Source organism: Cyanobium sp. LEGE 06113 (genome assembly GCF_015207615.1).
On the sequence record NZ_JADEWM010000002.1, the window covers coordinates 63,598 to 83,919 of the forward strand.

14 protein-coding genes, 1 tRNA gene and 3 pseudogenes are annotated in these 20,322 nt (G+C 58.8%); 9 read left to right on the forward strand and 9 right to left on the reverse strand.

Translation table 11 applies throughout. The features are described 5' to 3' along the window. Nucleotides 1-101: 101 nt before the first annotated feature. A complete protein-coding gene (locus tag IQ220_RS04400) occupies nt 102-1,415 on the forward strand; it encodes a hypothetical protein (RefSeq protein ID WP_193913271.1) in 1,314 nt (437 codons plus the stop codon). A gap of 38 nt (nt 1,416-1,453) precedes the next feature. Further along, nucleotides 1,454-3,262, forward strand: coding sequence for a precorrin-3B C(17)-methyltransferase (gene cobJ / locus IQ220_RS04405; protein WP_193913273.1), 1,809 nt, complete (start codon nt 1,454-1,456; stop codon nt 3,260-3,262). A gap of 7 nt (nt 3,263-3,269) precedes the next feature. On the opposite strand, the gene IQ220_RS04410 is transcribed toward cobJ, so the two are convergent. Then, nucleotides 3,270-3,343 (reverse strand) — tRNA-Pro (locus tag IQ220_RS04410). A gap of 124 nt (nt 3,344-3,467) precedes the next feature. Between IQ220_RS04410 and lipA the strand changes: the two genes are divergently transcribed. The 3 genes and pseudogenes from lipA (at nt 3,468) to IQ220_RS04425 (ending at nt 6,741) form a co-directional block, all read left to right on the forward strand. Next, entirely contained in the window at nt 3,468-4,367 is a 900-nt protein-coding gene (lipA, locus tag IQ220_RS04415; protein WP_193913640.1) for a lipoyl synthase, read from the forward strand. A gap of 83 nt (nt 4,368-4,450) precedes the next feature. After that, nucleotides 4,451-5,414, forward strand: a pseudogene (locus IQ220_RS04420) (IS5 family transposase); the annotation flags it as partial. Between the two features lie 412 nt (nt 5,415-5,826). After that, on the forward strand, nt 5,827-6,741 hold the full coding sequence (locus IQ220_RS04425; protein ID WP_193913275.1) for a glycosyltransferase family 25 protein: 915 nt from the start codon (nt 5,827-5,829) through the stop codon (nt 6,739-6,741). A 240-nt stretch (nt 6,742-6,981) separates the two neighbouring features. Here IQ220_RS04425 and IQ220_RS04430 read toward each other — a convergent pair whose 3' ends face one another. The 5 genes and pseudogenes from IQ220_RS04430 to IQ220_RS04450 form a co-directional block, all read right to left on the reverse strand. Next, nucleotides 6,982-8,484, reverse strand: coding sequence for a class I SAM-dependent methyltransferase (locus IQ220_RS04430; RefSeq protein ID WP_193913277.1), 1,503 nt, complete (start codon nt 8,482-8,484; stop codon nt 6,982-6,984). A 711-nt stretch (nt 8,485-9,195) separates the two neighbouring features. Further along, nucleotides 9,196-9,356 (reverse strand): annotated as a pseudogene (locus tag IQ220_RS04435) (transposase); the annotation flags it as partial. A 231-nt stretch (nt 9,357-9,587) separates the two neighbouring features. Continuing rightward, nucleotides 9,588-10,829, reverse strand: a complete 1,242-nt coding sequence (locus IQ220_RS16415; protein ID WP_193913279.1) for a glycosyltransferase — start codon at nt 10,827-10,829, stop codon at nt 9,588-9,590. After that, nucleotides 10,829-11,161 (reverse strand): glycosyltransferase family 2 protein, encoded by a 333-nt coding sequence (locus IQ220_RS04445; protein WP_193913281.1) that lies wholly within the window; start codon nt 11,159-11,161, stop codon nt 10,829-10,831. The genes IQ220_RS16415 and IQ220_RS04445 overlap by 1 nt, the downstream gene beginning before the upstream one ends. A 422-nt stretch (nt 11,162-11,583) precedes the next feature. Then, a complete protein-coding gene (locus tag IQ220_RS04450) occupies nt 11,584-12,414 on the reverse strand; it encodes a hypothetical protein (RefSeq protein ID WP_193913283.1) in 831 nt (276 codons plus the stop codon). A gap of 929 nt (nt 12,415-13,343) precedes the next feature. Between IQ220_RS04450 and IQ220_RS04455 the strand changes: the two genes are divergently transcribed. Both IQ220_RS04455 and IQ220_RS04460 read left to right on the forward strand, forming a co-directional pair. Next, the gene (locus IQ220_RS04455) at nt 13,344-13,697 is read left to right on the forward strand and encodes a transposase family protein (RefSeq protein WP_193913285.1); all 354 of its coding nucleotides are present in this window, start codon (nt 13,344-13,346) and stop codon (nt 13,695-13,697) included. Between the two features lie 225 nt (nt 13,698-13,922). Then, nucleotides 13,923-14,483: pseudogene (locus IQ220_RS04460) on the forward strand (ISAs1 family transposase); the annotation flags it as partial. 9 nt (nt 14,484-14,492) lie between these two features. On the opposite strand, the gene IQ220_RS15985 reads toward IQ220_RS04460, so the two are convergent. The 3 genes from IQ220_RS15985 to IQ220_RS04470 are packed head-to-tail and all read right to left on the reverse strand — an operon-like array spanning nt 14,493 to nt 16,976. Beyond that, a complete protein-coding gene (locus tag IQ220_RS15985) occupies nt 14,493-14,624 on the reverse strand; it encodes a hypothetical protein (protein WP_255510817.1) in 132 nt (43 codons plus the stop codon). A gap of 1 nt (nt 14,625) precedes the next feature. Continuing rightward, the gene (locus IQ220_RS04465; RefSeq protein WP_193913287.1) at nt 14,626-15,696 is read right to left on the reverse strand and encodes a hypothetical protein; all 1,071 of its coding nucleotides are present in this window, start codon (nt 15,694-15,696) and stop codon (nt 14,626-14,628) included. Further along, nucleotides 15,693-16,976, reverse strand: coding sequence for a hypothetical protein (locus tag IQ220_RS04470; RefSeq protein ID WP_193913289.1), 1,284 nt, complete (start codon nt 16,974-16,976; stop codon nt 15,693-15,695). The genes IQ220_RS04465 and IQ220_RS04470 overlap by 4 nt, the downstream gene beginning before the upstream one ends. Before the next feature lie 210 nt (nt 16,977-17,186). Here IQ220_RS04470 and IQ220_RS04475 point away from each other — a divergent pair, with 210 nt between their 5' ends. Beyond that, nucleotides 17,187-18,083 carry a tetratricopeptide repeat protein gene (locus IQ220_RS04475; RefSeq protein ID WP_193913291.1) on the forward strand — a complete coding sequence of 299 codons (897 nt, stop codon included), beginning with the start codon at nt 17,187-17,189 and terminating at the stop codon, nt 18,081-18,083. Then, the gene (locus IQ220_RS04480) at nt 18,056-20,158 is read left to right on the forward strand and encodes a CHAT domain-containing protein (RefSeq protein WP_193913293.1); all 2,103 of its coding nucleotides are present in this window, start codon (nt 18,056-18,058) and stop codon (nt 20,156-20,158) included. Before IQ220_RS04475 ends, IQ220_RS04480 begins: the two co-directional genes overlap by 28 nt. Nucleotides 20,159-20,322: the final 164 nt, after the last annotated feature.

Sequence of the window (20,322 nt, forward strand, 5' to 3'; positions counted from 1 at the left end):
GCTTGCGGGGACCAGACAGGGTGAGGGCGCAGCTGAGCGCAGAGGCGCAGCTCAGACCAGCCGCAAGGGGTCTGGCCAGGATGAGGCAGCGGTTGGGTCCGTTGACGGCTGCTCTGCTGCTGCTTGTCCTGCTGGCCACAGCCTGTGGCAGCCGTGCCCTGCGGGCCGACCCGAACCAGACGGGTCCCGCTGGGCCGATCAGCCCGGTGGCCCCCGCGGGACGGCTGCAGGAGGTGCCGCCTCCGGGGGCCGTGGCCCAGTTGCAGACGGCCCTGGCGAGTCACCACCCCGGGGTGAGGATTCAGGCCCCTGCCGACAACAGCCTGCTGAAGGCCGGGCCCTGGACCCTTGAGCTGGCCGTTCGCGACTGGCCCCTGGCCGATGCGGGCGAGCTGGGGCTGGGTGCCCATCTGGTGGTGCAGATCGACGACCAGGCTCCGATCCGGCTCAGCCAGGGTCCAGCCCCAGGGGCCACCAGCCTGCGGCTCGAGCTGCCGGAGCTGGGCGCCGGCAGCCACCGTGTGAGTGCCTATGCCGCCCGGCCCTGGGGCGAGGCCGTGAAGGATCCCGGCGCCTTCGACCAGATCCGGCTGGCCCGCGTCAACACCAACCCCCTGAGCCAGCCGGCCCCAGGCAGCCCCCAGCTGATTCCCTCGGCCAGCCTGGAGGGCGCCCGGCACCAACCGGTGCTGGTGGACTGGCTGCTGCGGGATGCCCCGCTGCAGGGGCTGCGGCCGGGCGATGGCAGCTGGCGGCTGCGCATCACAGTGAATGGTGACAGCTTTCTCGTGGACGACAGCACCCCCCTCTGGCTCAGGGGCTGGCGCACTGGCTCCAACGCTGTGTTGCTGGAGCTGGTGGATGGCCAGGGGACGCCTCTGAACCCACCCTTCAACAGCCTCGTGCGCGAGGTGTGGATCGACCCGCTGGCTCCAGCCGCCGCCTGGGAAGCTCCATCCCTGAGCGCCCAGCAACTGGCCCAGCTCCTGGGGGAGCAGCCCGTTGAGCCAGCCTCCAGCAACGCTGAGGAGAACGGCGACCAGCAGAGGGGCGAACCCGAAGGCGACGACGCGGGCCTGACGGCGATGCCTGGGTCTGAGCCCACGCCCGCTCAGCAGAACCCCGCCGAACCGGCCCTCCCGGATGACACTGAGACCGCTGGCCAGCCTGAGCGAGCCAGCCACTCAGAACAGAGCAGGCAGCCAGAGCAGAGCGAGCAGCCCGAACCGGATGCCCAGCCAGCGGCGCAGCAAGAGCCGCAGCCGGCAGCAGCGGAGCCTGAGCTGGGCAGCGCTCCGATGGACAGCAGGCCGACCGGTGCGTCCAGCAGCCAGGCGAGCCAGGCCGACGCCAGCCAGGCCACACCTGAGCGGCAGGGGCCCCTGGCCGGGTTGCGCCAACGGTGGGGCCCGTGAGCACACCAGGCAGGGACCCGTTGATCGCGGCTCCACCGGTGGTCGCTGCAGCCCCTGAAGGGGTCTGGGGGCTGAGCTTCAGCCAGGACGGGGATGGGCTGCTGGATCAGCTGCTGGCGGCAGGCCTGATCGCCCATCGCGTGGGCAGCAGCGACGCCGGCGGCCCGCGGGCCTGCCTGCAGCAGCAGTGGCCGCAGGCCCGCGGCTTTGTGGTGGTGGGGGCCTGTGGCCTGGTGTTGCGGCTGGTAGCGCCCCTGCTGGTGGACAAACAGCACGATCCCGCCGTGGTGGTGCTCGATCCGCGGGGCCAGTTCGCCATTCCCCTGCTGGGAGCCCACGCAGCCGGAGCCGAAGCCCTGGCCGAGCGGGTCGCCGCCCTGCTCGGAGGCCAGGTGGTGCGCACGGGCAGCAGCAGCGGCACGGGAAGCCTGGCCCTGGACCAGTTCGGGACGCGATGGGGCTGGCGGCGCGGCCCGGGGGGGGATTGGAGCGCGCTGATGCAACAAGCGGCCAGGGATCCTGGCCAGCTGGTGCTGCAGCAGAAGCAGGGCAGTCGCTGCTGGCTGGAGCTCGAGGCCAGCCGCAGGCTGCCGCCCGTTCAAGCCTTGGCCCCCAGCGACGCTGATCCGGCGACCCAGCTGCTGATCACCGTGCAGCGCGGCCCAGGCTGTCGCTGGCATCCTCCGGGGCTGTGGCTCGGGATCGGCTGCGAACGCCACACCAGCCTGGCCCTGCTGGAGCGAGTGGTGAACCTGCAGCTGCAGGGCCTCAACCTGGCGGAGGAGGCCATCGCCGGGCTGGCCAGCATCGACCGCAAGGCCGATGAACCGGCCCTGCTGGAGCTGGCCCGCCAACGCCACTGGCCGCTGCGCTGGCTGTCTGCCGCGGCCCTGAGCGCCGTAGCGGTGCCCACCCCATCGGCAGTGGTGGCCGCTGAGATGGGCACCGCCAGCGTGGCCGAAGCCGCTGCCCTGCTGGCCGCGGGGCCCGGCGCCCAGCTGCTGCAGGCCAAAGTGATCGAACGGGCCAACCCGGGGGAACAGGGTGCCGCCACCCTGGCCATTGCCCTGGCCAAGGAGCAGTGGGCTCCCCAGCGAGGCCAGCTGCACCTGGTGGGCAGCGGTCCGGGGCGGCTGGATCTGCTCACCCCGGATGGGCGCCGTGCCCTGGCCGAGGCCAGCGTGTGGGTGGGCTACGGGCTCTACCTCGATCTGCTTGAACCGCTGCGCCGGCCCGATCAGCTGCGCCTCGATGGCCGCCTCACGGAGGAGCGCCAGCGCTGCCGCCTCGCCCTGGACCTGGCCAACCAGGGGGTGAGCGTGGCCCTGGTGTCCTCGGGCGACAGCGGCATCTATGCCATGGCCGGCCTGGCCCTGGAGCTGTGGCTGGCCCAACCGGACGACGCCCGCCCGTCGTTCACGGTGCACCCTGGAATCTCGGCACTCCAGCTGGCGGCGGCCCGGGCGGGAGCCCCCTTGATGCACGATTTCTGCACCGTGAGCCTCAGCGACCGGCTCACCCCATGGCCGGTGATTGAGCAGCGCCTGCGGAGCGCGGCCGCAGGGGATTTCGTGGTGGCGCTCTACAACCCCCGCTCCCGCGACCGCGACTGGCAGCTGGGGCAGGCCAGGGCGATCCTGCTGGCCGCCAGGCCCGCCAGCACCCCGGTGGTGATCGCCCGGCAGCTGGGGCGTGTGGATGAGCAGGTGAGCCTGCACAGCCTCGGCGAGCTGCCGATCGAGACTGTGGACATGCTGACCCTGGTGCTGGTGGGGAACAGCACCAGCTACTGCCGTGATGGCCGCATGGTGACCCCCAGGGGCTACCCGGGAGCGGAGCTGAGCTGAGCCAAAGTCGGGATGACAGGATTCGAACCTGCGGCCCCTTCGTCCCGAACGAAGTGCGCTACCAAGCTGCGCTACATCCCGATGGGCTGGACTTTAGAGGACCGCCGATGGAGGAGCGCCGCCGGCGCAGCAGTTGGCGGCGGGGTGCCGACAGCAGCAGGCTGACCTGAGAGACAGCCTTACTTTCTACACTGAGTTCCCTTTGCTGCGGTCTGCTCCGGGCCGGTCTGCCCCCTTGCTGAAACCCGAGTGGCTGCGCGTGAAGGCCCCCCAGCGGGAGCGCATTGGCGAGGTGGCGGAACTGCTGCTGGATCTGAAGCTCAACACGGTCTGCCAGGAGGCCAGCTGCCCGAACATCGGCGAATGCTTCGCTGGGGGAACCGCCACCTTCTTGATCATGGGCCCGGGTTGCACCAGGGCCTGCCCCTACTGCGACATCGACTTCGACAAGAGCGTGCGGGCCCTCGACCCCAGCGAGCCGGAGCGGCTGGGCGAGGCGGTGCACCGGCTGGGCCTCAGCCACGTGGTGATCACCTCGGTGAACCGCGACGACCTGGCAGACGGCGGGGCAAGTCAGTTTGTCGCCTGCATGGCCGAGGTGCGCAAGCGCTCACCCCGCACCACGATCGAACTGCTGATCCCGGATTTCTGCGGCAACTGGCAGGCCCTGGCGACGGTGATGGACGCGGCACCCGATGTGCTGAACCACAACATCGAAACGGTGCCTCGCCTTTACAAGACGGTGCGACCCCAAGGTCTGTACGGCAGGTCCCTGGAGCTGCTGCAGCGGGTGAGGCAAGGCTGGCCACGGACTTACTCCAAGTCTGGGCTGATGGTGGGGCTGGGCGAGACCGATGCCGAAGTGCTGGAGGTGCTGGGTGATCTGCGCGCCAACGCCGTCGACATCGTGACCATCGGCCAGTACCTCTCCCCAGGGCCGAAGCACCTTCCGGTGGATCGCTTCGTGTCCCCTGAGCAATTCAAGGCGTACCAGCTCCACGGCGAGGAGTTCCTGGGCTTTCTCCAGGTGGTGAGCACGCCTCTGACGCGGAGCAGCTACCACGCAGGAGAGGTTCAGCGTCTGATGGCGCAGTATCCTAGATAACCAAGAAAGAACTAAGGAGACGCTGGAAAACCCAGCCCAACCGCGGGACAATGGTGTTGTAATCACAGGCCTGGACTGGGGTGATGGGCAGCAAGCAGCTGGGATTTGGCGATTACGAGCAGTCCATCGCTAAGAAGGCACCAAGCGGGAGAAGTTCTTGGCGGAGATGGACGCGGTGGTGCTATGGCAGGGCCTGATGGCTCTGATCGAGCCCCATTACCCAAGGACCAGCAGCAAAGGCGGCCGCCCGCCCTATCCGCTGGCCACCATGCTGCGGATCCACCTGATGCAGCACTGGTACTCGCTGAGCGCTCCAGCGATGGAGGATGCCCTGATCGAGGTGCCCGCCATGCGCCGTTTTGCGGGCATCAACCTGATCAGTGACCTGATCTACTGCTTCGCAGATGACTTCGTCTATGAAACGATCAAGGCCCACCTGAGCCAGCGTGGAATGACGATGCGTCATGGCACGATCGTTGATGCCACGCTGACCGCCGCCCCCAGCTCCACCTTTACGAAGGCGAAGCCCGAGTGTGCCGGAGGCACTAGAACATTGACGGCAAGCGGGATCCGGAGATGCACCAGACCAAGAAGAGTAACCAGTGGTACTACAGGATGAAGGTCCATATCGGCGTTGACAAGGACTCCGACCTGATCCACTCGGTCGTCACCACGGCCGCCAACGTGCATGACATCACCCCAGCCTCTGATCTCCTGCATGGCGATGAGGAGGTGGTCTACACCGACGCTGGATACCAGGGAATCGAGAAGCGAGACAAGAGGAAGGGGCGTGGGATCGGCTCTCGCGTCGCGATGCGACCAGGAAAGCGCAGAGTACTGCCGGATACGCCGGAGGGTCGACTGGATGATCTGGTCGGAACTGCCAAAGCACACATTCGCGCCAAGGTTGAGCATCCGTTCCGGGTGTTCGAACAGCAATTCGGGTTCCAGAAGACCCGGCTGCGTGGCATAGCCAAAAACCGCTGCAAGGTCAATGTGATCGCTGCACTCACGAACGTATTTCTGGCGCGGCGTCAGCTGCTTGCGACTCGATGCGCAGGGGCGTGGTTTGGCCGAACGAAGCCACTCACGGGTGCAAGGCAGAACAAAGGTGCATTAGATTACACTGATTGGGCGCAGATCGATCCCTGAGCCCATCCACAGGAGCAATCCGGCGATGACTGATCTCAGGGACCGCTCAAGCCCTTGTTGCTCAGAGTTTCCCTAGGGGGCAGAACTCCACAAGAGGTCTACACTGAGTGCGAACACTGTTCTTCCCGCCCTAGGCCAACGATGCCAGGGGCCGAAGCCGGCTAACAATAAGCACCTACCTCAGAACTCATCAACGAATCACCAGCCAAAGCTCGTGTCGACTCAGAGCCTTAATTCAACAATCTATGAAGCTTGCAAGGCAAGAGATACTCAGGCTGTCAAAGCCCTCTTTTGTGATCCCCAGAGCTTGGCAAACAGTACGTTCCTCTCGCATCTTGCAGGAGCGCTGTACTTTGAAGACTGTGCCCAGCCAACTAGAGAGAGTGATGACTACAGAGTGAAGCTTATCTGCCTTGAGGATTCCACAAGACTTTTTTCTTTTGTCAAGCACTACCCTTTCGAGACCATGTTTGATCTGTTTGAAGCTGTTGACGCTCGGAAGACGGACTTTGACTATTCAAAATTCTTGGAAACCAATGGAATTGGGCCTGAGCCTGGCGAGGAAGGACATCTTGGGTGCTCATTAAGCCACTATAAGCTTTGGGGCCAGATCGCCAACCGCGAAAAGAGATGGTCATTAGTTGTTGAGGATGACGCATTCTTTTTACCTTATGCTGGCGATGCAATTTCAAAGGCCATTGACGAAGCTCCCAATGATGCTGATATTATATTCGTAAATGGTCGGACATGTGAGAAGCTCTACTCACAAGTGCGATTTAAAGATGGCTCGCTGACTGGGATTCCGAATAGGTTCCTGTTCTCGCGTTCAGAGTTGCTTCAGATTATGGACTCCAACTATGAGTATTTGCAAAGGAGCAGGAGAAGTGGTAAGCCACTGCTTTACTGTGGAACAGATGGTTACCTTGTTTCGCCAAGGGGCGCCAGGAAGCTCGCTACATTTGCAAGCAGCTATGGGTTTGGCACGTTACCAGTGGGGAGGGGCAATAATGTTGACCTAATTCTGTGCGCGATCACCACGAGCATTGGTGACCATCATTCAAAGAATGAGCTCGTGAATAGAGCTCAGTATAAGATCCGTAGCGGTCTTATAAAGGAGGATGCCATAATCAGTTCGTATGTCACCGCATATCCAGTTGTTGATACGCTCGATCGTGCCGGTCAACGTTGTGCTTCGGAGATCCGTCGACGTGTCAATAGATAGTCTCTCTCGTCCAGATGCACGTTAACCGGTTACACAGCTGGTGCTTTTTATGGCTTATCCGGGCCCCGTGATTCTAGGAAAAGCCTGGACAACCCAGGATGATAACGGGACAATGCTCCTGTGATCACAGGCCAAGACTGGGGTGATGGGTGGCAGGCAGTTGAGATTCTGTGACTACGAGCAGGCCACCACCAAGCAGCTCTCCAAGCGTGAGAAGTTCTTGACTGACATTGGCTAGGACTAAGGCCTGCACAGAAGCTGATCGAAAGTGAGCTCCACAACCTTTCTTACGTTGGGATCGGACCAACTGAGTTTCAGCTCCTCTTTATTGGAAGCTCCATCGTAGTTGAGAAAGGGAGGGCGCAAGTTAGTCCACGAAAACATGCATCTGGCTGTCTTTGCACCGCTGAGGGAAAGGGCCGCAATTCGGTGATAGCCATCAAACCAGTTGCAGAAGTATCGCCGAGTTTGCTTATCGGTTATGATATATGCTGCAGGAATAGGGTGCAGATCAATGCCGCAGTCAGCAGCGCAGTCAAGTGATATTGCATTGAAAGCGACGATGGGCGACGAATTGACCCCTGTCCGCAATATATCAAAGAAAGATTTGATGCGAAGCCGCATGCGATCGGCTGCTGCGCTGTCGTCTAGCAGCAGTCTTCTCATGCCCGGGTCATATTCTCCCCTCTTGCTGATGCTACGCATGTAGGTCAGATAACTGTTCGCTAGCGACATCTCGCCAGAAGTATGGAATTCGACCATACCTCGGAACAGTTGCAACCAATACTCGTCAGACCTGAACCCGGTTTTCCGAGTTGGCGTGCAGTCTTGCTCAAGCTCCACGATGGTGGCACGCAAACAGGCAGTGATCTTGTCGTCGGATGGATCTACCAGGGTGGAGAGTTCTTCGCGCAACGCCTGGAAAGCCTGGGGGGAATTGCGGCCAGATTCGCCGAACATCCCCATGAATAGGGCGCTTGCTTTGATATCAATGTCCCGAATGTTCTTATTACGAATTCCAAGCTCGTGCGAGCGAGTCGGTGAGATTCCCAGAAGGGTATTCTTTTTACGGGAGAACGCGATGCAAGCGCGGTGGCTGTTCTCATAGATTCCTCCATGGCCACTTACGTCATAGATGATCCAGTGAGGCATATACGGCTCGACAGTGGCGATGTAATGGTGAAACCAGCCAGTCTTCAGTGCATGCGTCTCTAGCATGAAAAGTCGCTTGATCCGCCCGAGAAGCTCCTCCAGGTTTTTCTGGACGTAGACGAAGGCAGAGAAGCAAGCGCCAATATCGTAGTCAGACTTCAGGCAACCAGGCTGGGCGACGTCTCCCTGACGCAAGATTATTCGGGGAATCTTATTGTAGATATTAACTAGCGCCCCGACCCCTACGAAGAACTCCTCGTACTCGATACCTTCAGCAAAGGATGCATTATTACGGACTGCAATCCTAGTTCGTTCGCCAAGGTTGCATCCCAAGTCCACGAAGGATTGACCCGCCATGCACATACCAGAATATATATCTTCGTCGGCCGGTCGGAAACCCTGAAGGAAAACCTCTCTCATCCCTATTGTCTGGTAAGCATTTCCTCTCGTCATTGCCTGGACAGGTGAAGTGCTTTTGATTTTAGCTGAATGATATTTAGCAACAAGAGCGAATAAGTCTTTGTCAAATTCCTTGATAAGCTCTTCAATTGGGACGTCAATCGCCGCGGCTTGTATCTTGGTGTCACTCATGTTGGTTTTGTATCTGATTGAACACTGTGCAAAAGCATATAGGGACACTTCCTCCCCCCCCCCCCCCCCTCCATCGACACGCACTAGCTGTAAGCTGTTTGGCTTTTCTGTGCAGGGCCCATCTGGGGTGGCCCTGATTTGGTGGACAGATCGATAGAAGTTACGACATGACCCTGAGACTGTATATCAATATATCAATCGCTAACCCGTCCAAGACCAGAAGCCGCTGTTGGCGGCTCAGCCCAACCAGGAGGCCGTCGCGCCCTGCCTCAGTGAGGGGCTGAGTTGCACGGCTGTGGCCCTGGGTCTGGGTCTGGGTCTGGGTCTGGGTCTGGGTCTGCCGATCAGTAGCCTGGCCAAGTAGGTACGGCAAGCCCGAATCGATCGCGCTGGCTTTGGCCCCGTGAGGAATAGCAGCGGATGTCCAGTGTCAATCAGATTGACGTCCCTCAACCAGATTGTCGTCGGATACGCTGCAGCGGCAGCCACCTGCAGGCGGCTGCCGGCTCGTAGTTTGGACATGTAAAGTGCAATCTGTTGAGTGATGAGTGGAGCGGGCATGCCCCGGCACCTTGCGCATGGCACTAGGATTCAGCGCACGCCCGCTGGAGCAGTCAACTTGTTTGGCGCGACCCCTCAACCAGATTGTAATCTGACAGTTGGGGCTCCCTGCTCCCAGCCGCCTGGTCACACCTCTGGGCAACGATCTGTTCATTCCGTTGCCAGGGCCGGTCTGAGCAGGTTGCCCAGCCTGGTCAGGTTGTACGCGATCACCTGCAGGCCAGACACCACACTCAGCTTTAGGTGCCGCGCAGCTTGAACTGGCGCAGACCACCCCACTGTTTGATCCAGCCAAACACCTTCTCGGCGCCCGTATGCCTTGCACGGAGAGGAAACTCAGGGTTGCGGAGATTTATGGGTAATCAAGAACCCGGATTGCATGATAACTGGTCAGTATTTATGGCCAGAGTTTGATGGTCTCCTGCCATCTAATGGCTTTATATGCTCCCAGTGCCGAGGTTGAGTGCAGATTATTCAAGTTGCCAATACAGGCCCAAGGGCTATCGCTTTAAAGCTGTATGTGTTCTCTGCTAATCCAGGGTCTATTTAACTTGAACAAACAACTCGGCATGCTTCATGGCGCAATCAATCCCTAAGTCTGGTGGCTTGATTTTGGCACATAACTCGTCCCATTCATTGGTATACTTGCTTGCGCACAATAGCGCATCTGACCAATCAGCGATACTGCCAGGCTCAACAAGAATTCCATTAGAGTTGTGAATAACTTTCTCGGCCATCCCCCCAATACTAGAAGCAATTACAGGCCTGCAGCAAGAGAAAGCCTCCTGAATGACCATTGGTGAATTTTCCCACCATATTGATGGCACAACAACCCAGTCATAGCGATGCATAATCTCTTGGACTTGATCATGCTGATAGGACTTGCACACTTCAACGATTCCAGACTTGACCAATGGAGCCAATAGGCTATTAATCTCTTGCTGAAACTCGGCAGGCTGAACCTCAAGGTTCGCACCATATATCGCCAAGTTCAAGTCTAACGCCTTGTGGCCAAGTCTTGTCAATGCGCGCAGGAGGACATCCACGCCCTTGTATGGATTTATTTGGCCAAAGAACGCAAAGCGGGATCGCGTTTCGCCCTGCAATAGCGATCTAGGGACTAACAGGGAGTCTTTGGGATTCTGAGCATTCTCAATTACTTCAATTGACTCGCTAGAGAGGCCCCAGTCAACATACCTATCACGAATAAAGAACGAAGGAGCAATAAACTGATCAACGTGTTTAAAGTAGGTCAGAAAGCGTTGTTTGCGAATCCAGAAGTTGACCTCAGGTATAGACGCGAAGCATCGGTTGCAATCCAAGGGCGACTCTTCTTGACATAGTTGATTAGTCTTTGTTTTGACCATTTGCCCATTGTTTAGACATATTGCTTGCATTTCATGTAGTGTAAGTATGATTTTAATCCCTGGGTCAACGGCCTTGATGGCCCACAGGTACTCAAGCCCAAAAGGCCAATAATGATGAGAATGAATATGCGTGGGTTCATACTCCCTTACAAAGTTGGATAATGCTGTCAGGCTAGCTGCCGGGTTCTGGGCTGTCATGTAAAAATAATTGGATATATCTACATCCCAGAGATACTCTTTGGAACGGCGCTTTGCGATTCGACCAGAATTAGTGGCTTGCCGTGCTGCAAGAAAGAAAGACGCCTGTACTGCCTCTAGTTTGTCAAGCTTTTGAAAAAGCCTGTAGGCCGCAATCTGCCCCCCTCCAGGCTGGAGGTCTGGGTGACTATGACTTAGCGTTAGGATCCTAAGTGCCACTATGCCTCTCTGTCATTAGTTAAATTCACTGCGGCATCACGGGAGCAGACATATTCGTTGTACCTTGTTAGTGCATCCAGCTCACTACCACTCACATCGGACATAATGCGCCGATCACTTAATAGCACATGAATAAAACCAGGAATAACAGCCAATGAAAACCCATGGGAAGCTAAACGACGGCAAATCTCTATATATTGATGATCTCCATCAATGTAATCAAGATTAAAGCCTCCAATGATGTCAAAAGCAAGCTTGTCGATCATCATGCATCCAGCTCTAATGGCTGAAATATGATGTTGCCCTGAGACTGGCATGAAATCAGTGGTCAAGCCGTGATTTGGGTTCAAGACACTTCTGGGAGTGGGAGAGTCCAGATTGAAAGATATCTCGGGACCCAAAATAGAATAATCGTGGGTTGCCAGTAACGGGCTGAGCGCCGCTAAGCAGGAGTCTTCCGCGAAGCAACTAAGAAAACATTCTAGAAAGCTTAAATCGGGCGGAATGCATTCCGGAGATAGAAATACAAGGTATCTGCCTAGAGCTTCTGAGGCCATTCTGTCGGCAATTACATTATATCCAAGAGCATGTTTAGCCCCCCGCGCAATCACTACCCTAAGGTCAAGGCCATATATCTCACTAAAGACCATGATACTAGATTGAGCTTCCAAGCACCATGTGCTCTCGTCAACAACCAAAATGACTTCACATTCTCCAATAAGGCTATCGCTCCCGATTCTGCTAAGCTGTAAGTTCAAAACAGACATTTTTTGGACAATAATAATGATTGTGACAATGGCTGTTGACTTGTTGCCCCAGTACCTGTTGACAAGAATCTGTTGTCTAAGCTCAATTGCGTTTTTTTGGTGTATCGAGCAATAAATGGGCCAAATACATTATCGATATACTCATTGGAAGTAAATCCTCCAATGATGGCCTCTGCAGCAGAAGCAATTGACGAAGGTACGCTTGCTGAAATCGCGTTTTGTGACAAACAGGCTTCTGAAGGTCCTAGCAGGCAACTCAAGCTAATGAAGCTGGGAATAGATTCGCAATAGACAACAACGCGGAAGTAACTCTGCGCTTCTTCCTGAATATTTTGTTCGCGGGCCCGTTCATCTGTTTCCGGGTCGCAGTAGAACCAAGCATCTTTTAAGCTACATGAATGCCCAAGATTATCTATGGCACGAAGTGAGGCGATGAATGTCTTGTCCATGCTTGATACCCATCCTTCGACTATGGTGATTCCATCAATCGTGCTCATGAAGGAACGGATCAAGCCTTTGTATCTTGTTGGGTCATTGACAGTGAAGCTCCTGGCTGGGTTAAGCAAGACTAACTTGACCCAATATGGATCCCGCATTGCACAATCAATGATTTTAGCAGGCACGAGTTGCCAGGGGTCCATTACGCCGAGCTTCCCAAGCCGTACTCTATGCTCTGACACAATCTGATACAGATATGGACGCAGCGAAGTCCAGTCAGGATGAAGTATTAGGGCCTTAACTACGATTTTAATTGCTGTGCGCAGATCATTACTATTAGATGCCTTCTCCGCCATCTTGCGGATGTAGCCCACGCTCATTACCTTAGCGCCACCCAACTTATATCGGGCCGCACTGATGATATTCCTGATTAGCATTTAGCCGCTTCTTGGTGATTATCTGATATGGTAGTTGCAAAGTCAAATAAGCTTGAGATGACGGCTATTCGCCTTTTGCCTCTAGCGGGAGTGAGGCTGTGCCGATTTCGTGAACAACACAGTAGGGTGTCCAAGGACAACTTGGAGGGTCGGAATCGGCTGCTGTTTTTATTCAATTGTTTTAGTGTCACTGTGCAAAGGTTCTTCAAAGTTAGTCTAGAATGGCGATGCGATCACAAGGCGGTGCTCAAGGCTAATTCACAGTTTCGACCTAAGGCCCATAGTCCTTCCACTCAATGGCAGTATAGCAATGGCAGGGCTGATCCAATGTCTCAGCAAGAGTTGGCTGCTGGTTGACGCTTCGCCATTGCCAACAGCAACGCGATATGATAGGACAAACTCTGCATCCCTGAACGGATGGACTGAAAGCCGCCCAGTCGCAGCAGCTTGAGAGCGGCTGTCTGCAGCCTCGCCATCGCTCCGGCGCCGTTGCCCCGATAGCGGTAGGCGTCCTCATCCAGCTGGGTGTCACGGATCCAGTGCCAGCCTTCAATGCTCCAGCGATCCCGAACCAGTTGCAGCAGGGCTTATGGGGTGGAGCGCAGGCTGGTGAGAAAGAAATGGGTCTGCCGGAAGGTCATGCTGTCGCGAATGCCAACGGCGACGACTTCCACGATACAGCTGGTGCCCCGCTCCATGCATCACGGAAGTGCGCTGGTGCCTGTTTGGCGCGGAGCTTCCAAGTGATGGCACGGCCATGACCCTCCTCGAAAACCGTTGCCTCAACAGGCAGGGCTGATTCAAAGTGTGTCACAGGCGGCCTGGTCGGGGCTGTCAGCATGGGTTGAGGTCAGCGGAATCGCGCTCTTCCTGTGCCCGAAACCGCTCTTCCCGCCACTGATCTCGACCTGATCAGCTTTCTCAAGGCGATTCCGGACGCGCGGATGCGGCGCGGGATCCGTATTCCGGCCTGGTATCTGCTGCTGGTGGCGTTGCTGGGAATCCTGAGCCGTTGCCAGAGCCTGCGGGATCTGGAGCGCTTTGCCATTCGCCACCACAGCGTGCTGTGCGAGGCACTGGGCATCGAACTCAGGCGTCCGCCCTCCGATTCCGCCTTCCGCTACTTCTTTCGCCAGGTGGACGTGCGGTCTCTGCGCTGCGATCCGCGACTGGACAATCGCCCAGATCCCAGGTGGTGCAGCCGATCTCGATCAGCTGATCTGTGACGGCAAGACGCTGAGGGGCTCGATCGAGCCCACGCCCGGTGGCGGCTCGGCATTCATTGCCCAGGTGACGCTCTACTCCGCCGCCCTGGGTGTGGCGATCAGCCAGGCCTGCTACGCCACCGGCGAGAACCATGAGCGGGCGGTCCTCAAACAGCTGCTCGGTGAGATGGATCTGGACGGTGTACTGATCCAAGCGGATGCACTCCATACCCAAAGCCCGTTTTTCAACTCCTCCAGGAGCAGGGGGCCGACTTCCTGCTGACCGTCAAAGCCAACCAGCGCACCCTGCACCGCCAGATTGCCAGCCAGTTCCAGGGAAAGCGCGCGATCCCTTTTGTGGCAACGGATCATGAGATCAGCCACGGTCGCGACATCACCTGGACGCTGCGGGCAAAGGAGGCACCGCAGCACATCCGCGAGAGCTGGGCGGGCACCAGCTGGATTGTGGAGATGACCGCTACCGGCACCAGAGAAGGCAAGCCGTTTCAGGCCATCCACCTGTTTCTCACCAGCCTGCGCACCACCCCAGAAGCCCTGCTGCAACTGGTGCGAGATCGCTGGAGCATTGAGGGCTGGCACTGGATCCGTGACACCCAGCTCCATGAGGATGCCCACCGCTACCGCGGCAATGGCGCTGGGGTGATGGCCACGCTGCGTACGGCAGCGCTCAACCTGTTGCGGCTGGCTGGGTTTCGGTCAATCCGCGCTGGGATGCAGGCCGTGATGCACGACATCAGGGCGCTGATGGCAATGGCGATGCGTCAGCCAGAGCCCAACCCCTGCTGACACTTTGAATCAGCCCTGCAGGCCAGCCAGCTCCGGCGGGATCACCACCGAGAACGCCTGGGTGCCAACAGCACTGATCAGAAAGACCTGAAGCTGATCGGCTGCATCGGCTGGCTGGAGAACGAGATCGATGCTCTCCATCTCAGCCCCCCGGCAGCTGAAGAGGCGGAAGCAGCAGCGACCTGCCGCCGGGTGGGGTGAGGGTGACTTCGATCAGCTCCGGTGCAGCCGGCAGCTCCAGCTCCAGGGATGTGCTGGTGTTGGAGCGGATGCTGAGCCGTCGGCTGCCCTGAACGGCCAGCAGCTCCAGTCCATCGGGCAGCAGATCGCCCTCCAGTTCTCCGATCAGGCGGAGGGTGAGTCGCTCAGGTGACAGGTCGTCGCCACCAGTTGGCTCGGTGATGGGAATCAGGAGCAACTGAAAGCGCTCGATGCAGCGGCGAGCGGCCTCTCCCCACTCCAGCTCGCCGGCATTCGTGAGGCCCAGGGGGATGGAGAGCACGGCCAACGCTCCGGGGATGGGGGTGTCGGCGGTGAGGCCCCCCCCGCGGAAGGCAGCGGCGGTGAGCGGCACGAGTTCAGCGCCCAGATCTGCCAGCGGCGGTGGCATCAGACCCTCCAGCCAGTCGCGCACACGGACCAGGGCTGACGGTTGCGCAGCAGGGGTGAGGGTCTGGCGTGGCAGAGCAGCTGGATCGAGCAGTGCCGTCAGGGTGAAGAGCCGCTCGACGCCGCCGGGAAAGGTCGCAAGCGGCAGCATCAGCTCATCCGCTGCCGGGTCTGTTCTCCCAATGGCCGCCACCACTTCTGTGGCGGTTAGCACTCCCGGGAAGTGAACGATGCCGCTGTCGTCATCGATCGCAGCCACCAGCAACAGCTGAGGAGCTGTCGCGGAATCCCGCCAGGGAGCTGCCCCAAAGGTCAGCTGATCAGAGAGAAGGCCGGTGACGGCCAGCTGCACAGCAAAACGGTTGAGCGAGAGCAAGCGCGAAGGGTCTGTCGGATCGGTTTCGGGTCCCAGCGGCAGGTTGAGATGCCGCTCCTTCATGGCCTGCCCCAGGGCCGCCAGGGCCAGCCGCCGCCACTCCCTGGGTTGACTGCTCAGGACCTGCTCCTCGCGCCACACCTCAGCAGGCAGCACGATGGCGTCCTCTGGGATGGGGAAGGCCTCGAGAGGCTCGAAGGCAGGAGAACTGGCGGGGGTGGTGGTCATGGCACGGGCAGATGCTGGTGCACCCAGCGGCGCAGTGGAGCGATGTCACCCTCTCGTTCCGGGTTGAGCAGGTGATTCCGCAACGCCTCCACCATCCGCTCGACATCTGTGATTGAGGTGGCGAGGGCGGAGAAAGCCGGATGGCGCAGCAGCTCAGAAGCGGCCTGGCGGGCGATGGTGGTGGCGTGCTGTTCAGGGCGGAGCTTCTTGCTCACGGTGCCGCGCGAGCAAGCGCAGCGCTCAGCCAGGGGGGTGTTGGTCAGTCCCTCCCCAAAGCCCTGCCAGAGGCAATGGAGCTTGGGATCGGCTGCAGCGGGTGTCAGAACGGAGGGCAGCACGGAGGCTGCGGCGCGCTCCAGAGCAGAATGGATGCGGCGCAGTTGCTCCGCGGGCGACTCGCTGTCGTCCTCGATCACCTCGTGGAGGGTGGAGGGATCAGCCACCTCCAGGTGGCCCCCCTGCCCGTCCTGGCGCTCCAGACTCCCGAGCCAGTGCTGGGAGAGCAACCTGCGGAGGGCCTGGTCCATCGCCAGCAGATGGTCACGGGTGAGCTGGGGCGAGAGATCTGGAGCGATGCCCTCGAGGAAGGCATCGGATGGGTCCCATCCGGAACTGCGGCCGGTGCGTTTGCGGTAGGCCTCCTTGGCCTGGGGGTACTGCGCGCAGTAGGCGGCATGAAGGGCCACCGCCCGATCACTGGTCAGTGCCCCCACCCCGAAGAACGCCATGGACTCCCGAATCCGCTTGCCGCTGGTGTCGGCAAGCAGGGCCCACGGGGAGATGAGAAGCAGTCCGTGCTCCTTGAGGTACGCCTTGAGAGGGGCATGCGCCTGGAGCTTGGTGCGGGCCCAGTGGGGCAGGCCTGCGCCGCGGCTGGCGTCGTAGCTGCAGATCACCTGGGCCGTGAAGGGAGCGATCGAGGCTGTGGGTTGCGCGCGGAGCTGGAGGTAATCGAGTGGGCGACCGCCTTCATCAAGGGCGTAGGAGGCCAGTGCGAGGAGGTCCAGGCCGTATTCACCCACGAACTGGCGATGGATGCCGCGCAGCTTCTCCTCCAGTGGGTGGCTGACGTGGCAGCGCAGGCAGAGGAAAGCGCCGCTGTCCCCAGCGTCATGGCAGGCCTCCAGTAGGAGGCGGTCGCCGCTGGGTGTGGGCTCCTGGAGGCCGTGCTCTGCAGCGGTGGCGGCAGCGGCAGCAGGTCCAAGGGAACCGATCACCAGGCCCGAGCGGCTGCCGGCGGCGGATAGGAGTGCGCGGAGCTCGCGATAGCTGCTGGTCACCGGCCGACGCTGGGCAAGATCACAGTGGCATCGGATGGATCCTGCTGCAGCAGGGCCAGGGGATCAGGTGACAAAGCAGCCGGTCGGAGCCAGCGCCCATACCCTGAACAACAAAGCTGGTCCAGGGGAGAGCAGGAGCGCGCAGGGATGGGGAGATCGGTCAGGCAGAGATGGCAATGTTTTTCGCGCCGGTGGGCTGCTGCGACGCTGGTGGCCGGGCTTCTGCCAGTCATGGGTTCTCCGGCTGCTGTGGCGCAGGAGAGCGGCAGCAGCAATGCTCCCCAGCAGACCAGCGGCGACAACAAGCCGGCTGGCAGCAACAACATCCCAGTTCTGAGTGATGCCGAAGTCCAGGCAAAAATCGCCGAGGCCGCGGAGCTGAGCAAGGCAGGCCGTTATGCGGAGGCTGCCGCCATCTGGGAGCAGCTATTGGCTGATGCCGAGGACACCTTCAGACCTGATCACCCCCACTCGGCACGCAGCCTCAACGACCTGACTTTGCTGTACTACAACCAGGGTCTCTACAGCAAAGCTGAGCCGCTCTTCAAGCGTTCATTGATGATCAAAGAGCAGGCCGTGGGACCCGACCATCCTGCTACCGCAATAGCATTGCGTAGCCTGGGATACGGTTATATGAATCAGGGACATTACGGCAAATCCGAGCCTCCTTACAAGCACACGCTGACGGTAAGCGAGAAGACCCTCGGACCAAACCATCCTAAGCCAAGAAGTCGTAACAAGAAATGGCGTCTCCCAACAACTGGGGGGATGGCGACCGACTCGCAGCCAGTTCACGCAGATGACTACAAGATCTCCAAAGAGAATGAGAACGCCTATGGCCGTATGGTCGCAAGAGTTGAGGACCTAGTCGTTGCGGGCAACTATGTAGAAGCGATCGCGCAACTAAAAGCGTACGCGACAAACTCACGCAGTCCTAAATTCATGGCCCTTGCCATGCTGGACGTGGCGTCGTTGCAACTCGCCCTAGGCCTGCATGAAGATGCAGAAGCAGCGTATCGCGAGACCATACAGCATTATCCAGTATCACATCCCAGTGACAAGGAAATGAAAATCAGGCTTTGCACGGCCTTGGGCTCACGTACTTAAGAAGAAGCAGGCTGGACAGGGCAGAAGAGTTCTTCGATCAGGCCTATCAGGCCTCACTGCAGGCGCCGATTGCTAGTGACGTGACAATCGGCCGAAGCATGCTTTATCTTGGAACACTTTATCTAGAGCAGCGCCTGCTTGACAGGGCAGAAGAGTGCCTGCTCAGAAGCTATGAGGTTCTAAGCGGCAAGGTCGATGCCCAGCGGGATCTGTTGGTAGTGATTAACAATCTCTACTTAGTAAAGCTCATGCAGGGTGACTTCGCTCAAGCAGAGACGCTCATCAAGAGGGCCTCGACCAGGGCCACAGCGCTTTATCCGAAGAGCCATCCACTGCAGGCAAGCCTATTCTACAATATAGGCGCATTTTATTACTACGCCAAGAACGACTCTCAGGCCACACTTCACTACACGAAGCAAGGGCTCGATTCTCAGGCTCATTTCTTGCAATCCCAACTGCCCTTCCTGCCCAATTCTCGCCGCCCTAGTCTGCTGGCGACAATTGCATCCCAAGGGCAGGCGGCAAAATGGCTCTACTGGTGGTCGCTGGAGTATCCAGATGCCGTAGAGACTGCATTCACCCATAGAATCAACTCACGAGGACAGCTTGCAGACCTTTATCGCCGCCAGCTCATTATTGCTTCCGGTACAGGGGCAAGCTCAGATCTGCTCGCTCGCATCAGGTCTGTCACAAATGAACTCGCAAGTGTTATCACCCTTTCGGCTACGCGTGAGCGCCTGACAATAGAGCGTGAGAAACTAGAAGAACAGCTGCTGCGTAGCCTTCCTGAGGTCAGGCCGAATCCTGTGACCCTTGATCAGGTATCAGCAGCGCTGCCCGCCAATGGGCTGTTAATCGAGTTTCAGAAGTACAGCGAATTTCTTGGTGACGAAAGTCGCGCCGATCAGGCGTGGGGAGATGAGAGCTATCTGGCCTTCCTGCTTCAACCAGCCAAGAAGCCACAGGTGATTTCGATTAGTCGCTCGAGCACTCTTGACTTGGCTATCCATCAAGCCCTTTTTGCATCTGCTAGCAATTTAGAGAACGCTGATGAGGCCTGGGAGGCAGTAGGCGAATTGATCTTTAGGCCCTTAAAGCCATACATCAATAACCAGCGCGAAATATTCATCTCCTCTGATGGAGAGCTTAGCCGTGTGCCGTTCTCGGGCTTGCCCTCTCTTGTCAGCTCTACAGACCTCTTTGCTAGGAATCAGAGGCTTCGGCTGGTTTCCAGCGGTAGAGATCTGATTCGTTTCCAGCAGACGCCGCCACCAGGCCAAGCACCACTGATCATTGCCAATCCCAGCTTCACCCGTGACCCTAATGTCGCGGCCGTGACAGCAGGGAAGACCCCAGTACAACAACGGTCTGGAGTCCTTTCACAAGTCGAATGGGATCCATTGCCAGGAACTGCAACAGAAGGTGAGCAGATAGCCGCGCTGCTGGGAACACAGGCATTAACTCACGAAAAGGCTAGCGTGACTCTATTAGAACGCACCCGTGCACCACGAATCCTGCACATTGCAAGCCATGGATTCTTTGTAGGAGACAAGGATCTTGTGCCTGGCAATCTGCAACACGCCATCCTGGCTTCCAACAAGGCTGTGCAGGTCTTTCAAGGAGGGGACCCGCTACTGCGCAGCGGTGTCGTGCTGGCCGGTGCCAACAATCCTGGTTTGGATCTGAAAGACGATGGGCTGCTCACCGCTCACGAAGCTGTCGGTCTTGAACTCGATGGCACAGAACTGGTGGTGCTCTCGGCTTGTTCCACCGCCCAAGGCGATCTCCGTACCGGAGAGGGTGTGTTCGGTCTGCAGCGAGCATTTACCGTGGCCGGTGCTCGCAGCACCCTGCTGTCGCTCTGGAAGGTGGATGACCGAGCCACCGCAGAGTTAATGACACGATTTTACCGGCGCCCCAAAGCCGGCGAGGGCCGCAGTGATGCTCTGGCTGCCGTGCAAGAGGAGTTCCGAAATGGAGGGGCACATGGCCCGAGCGGGGAGGACTGGAGCGAGCCCTACTACTGGGCCGCCTGGCAGCTGGTGGGCGACTGGCGGCCAATCGAGGGGCTCTGAAGCTGAGGCGGAATCACCCCCTCTATCCAGGAACGAGAGGCCCTTGCTCCACCCCAAGAGGTGCCCCATGGCCCGCTACCGCTTTACGAGAGATTCGGCCGGACAGCTGATCCGCCAAGCACTGGAACACCTGCCAGCAGTTCCTTCGCTGCTGCCGCTGCTGC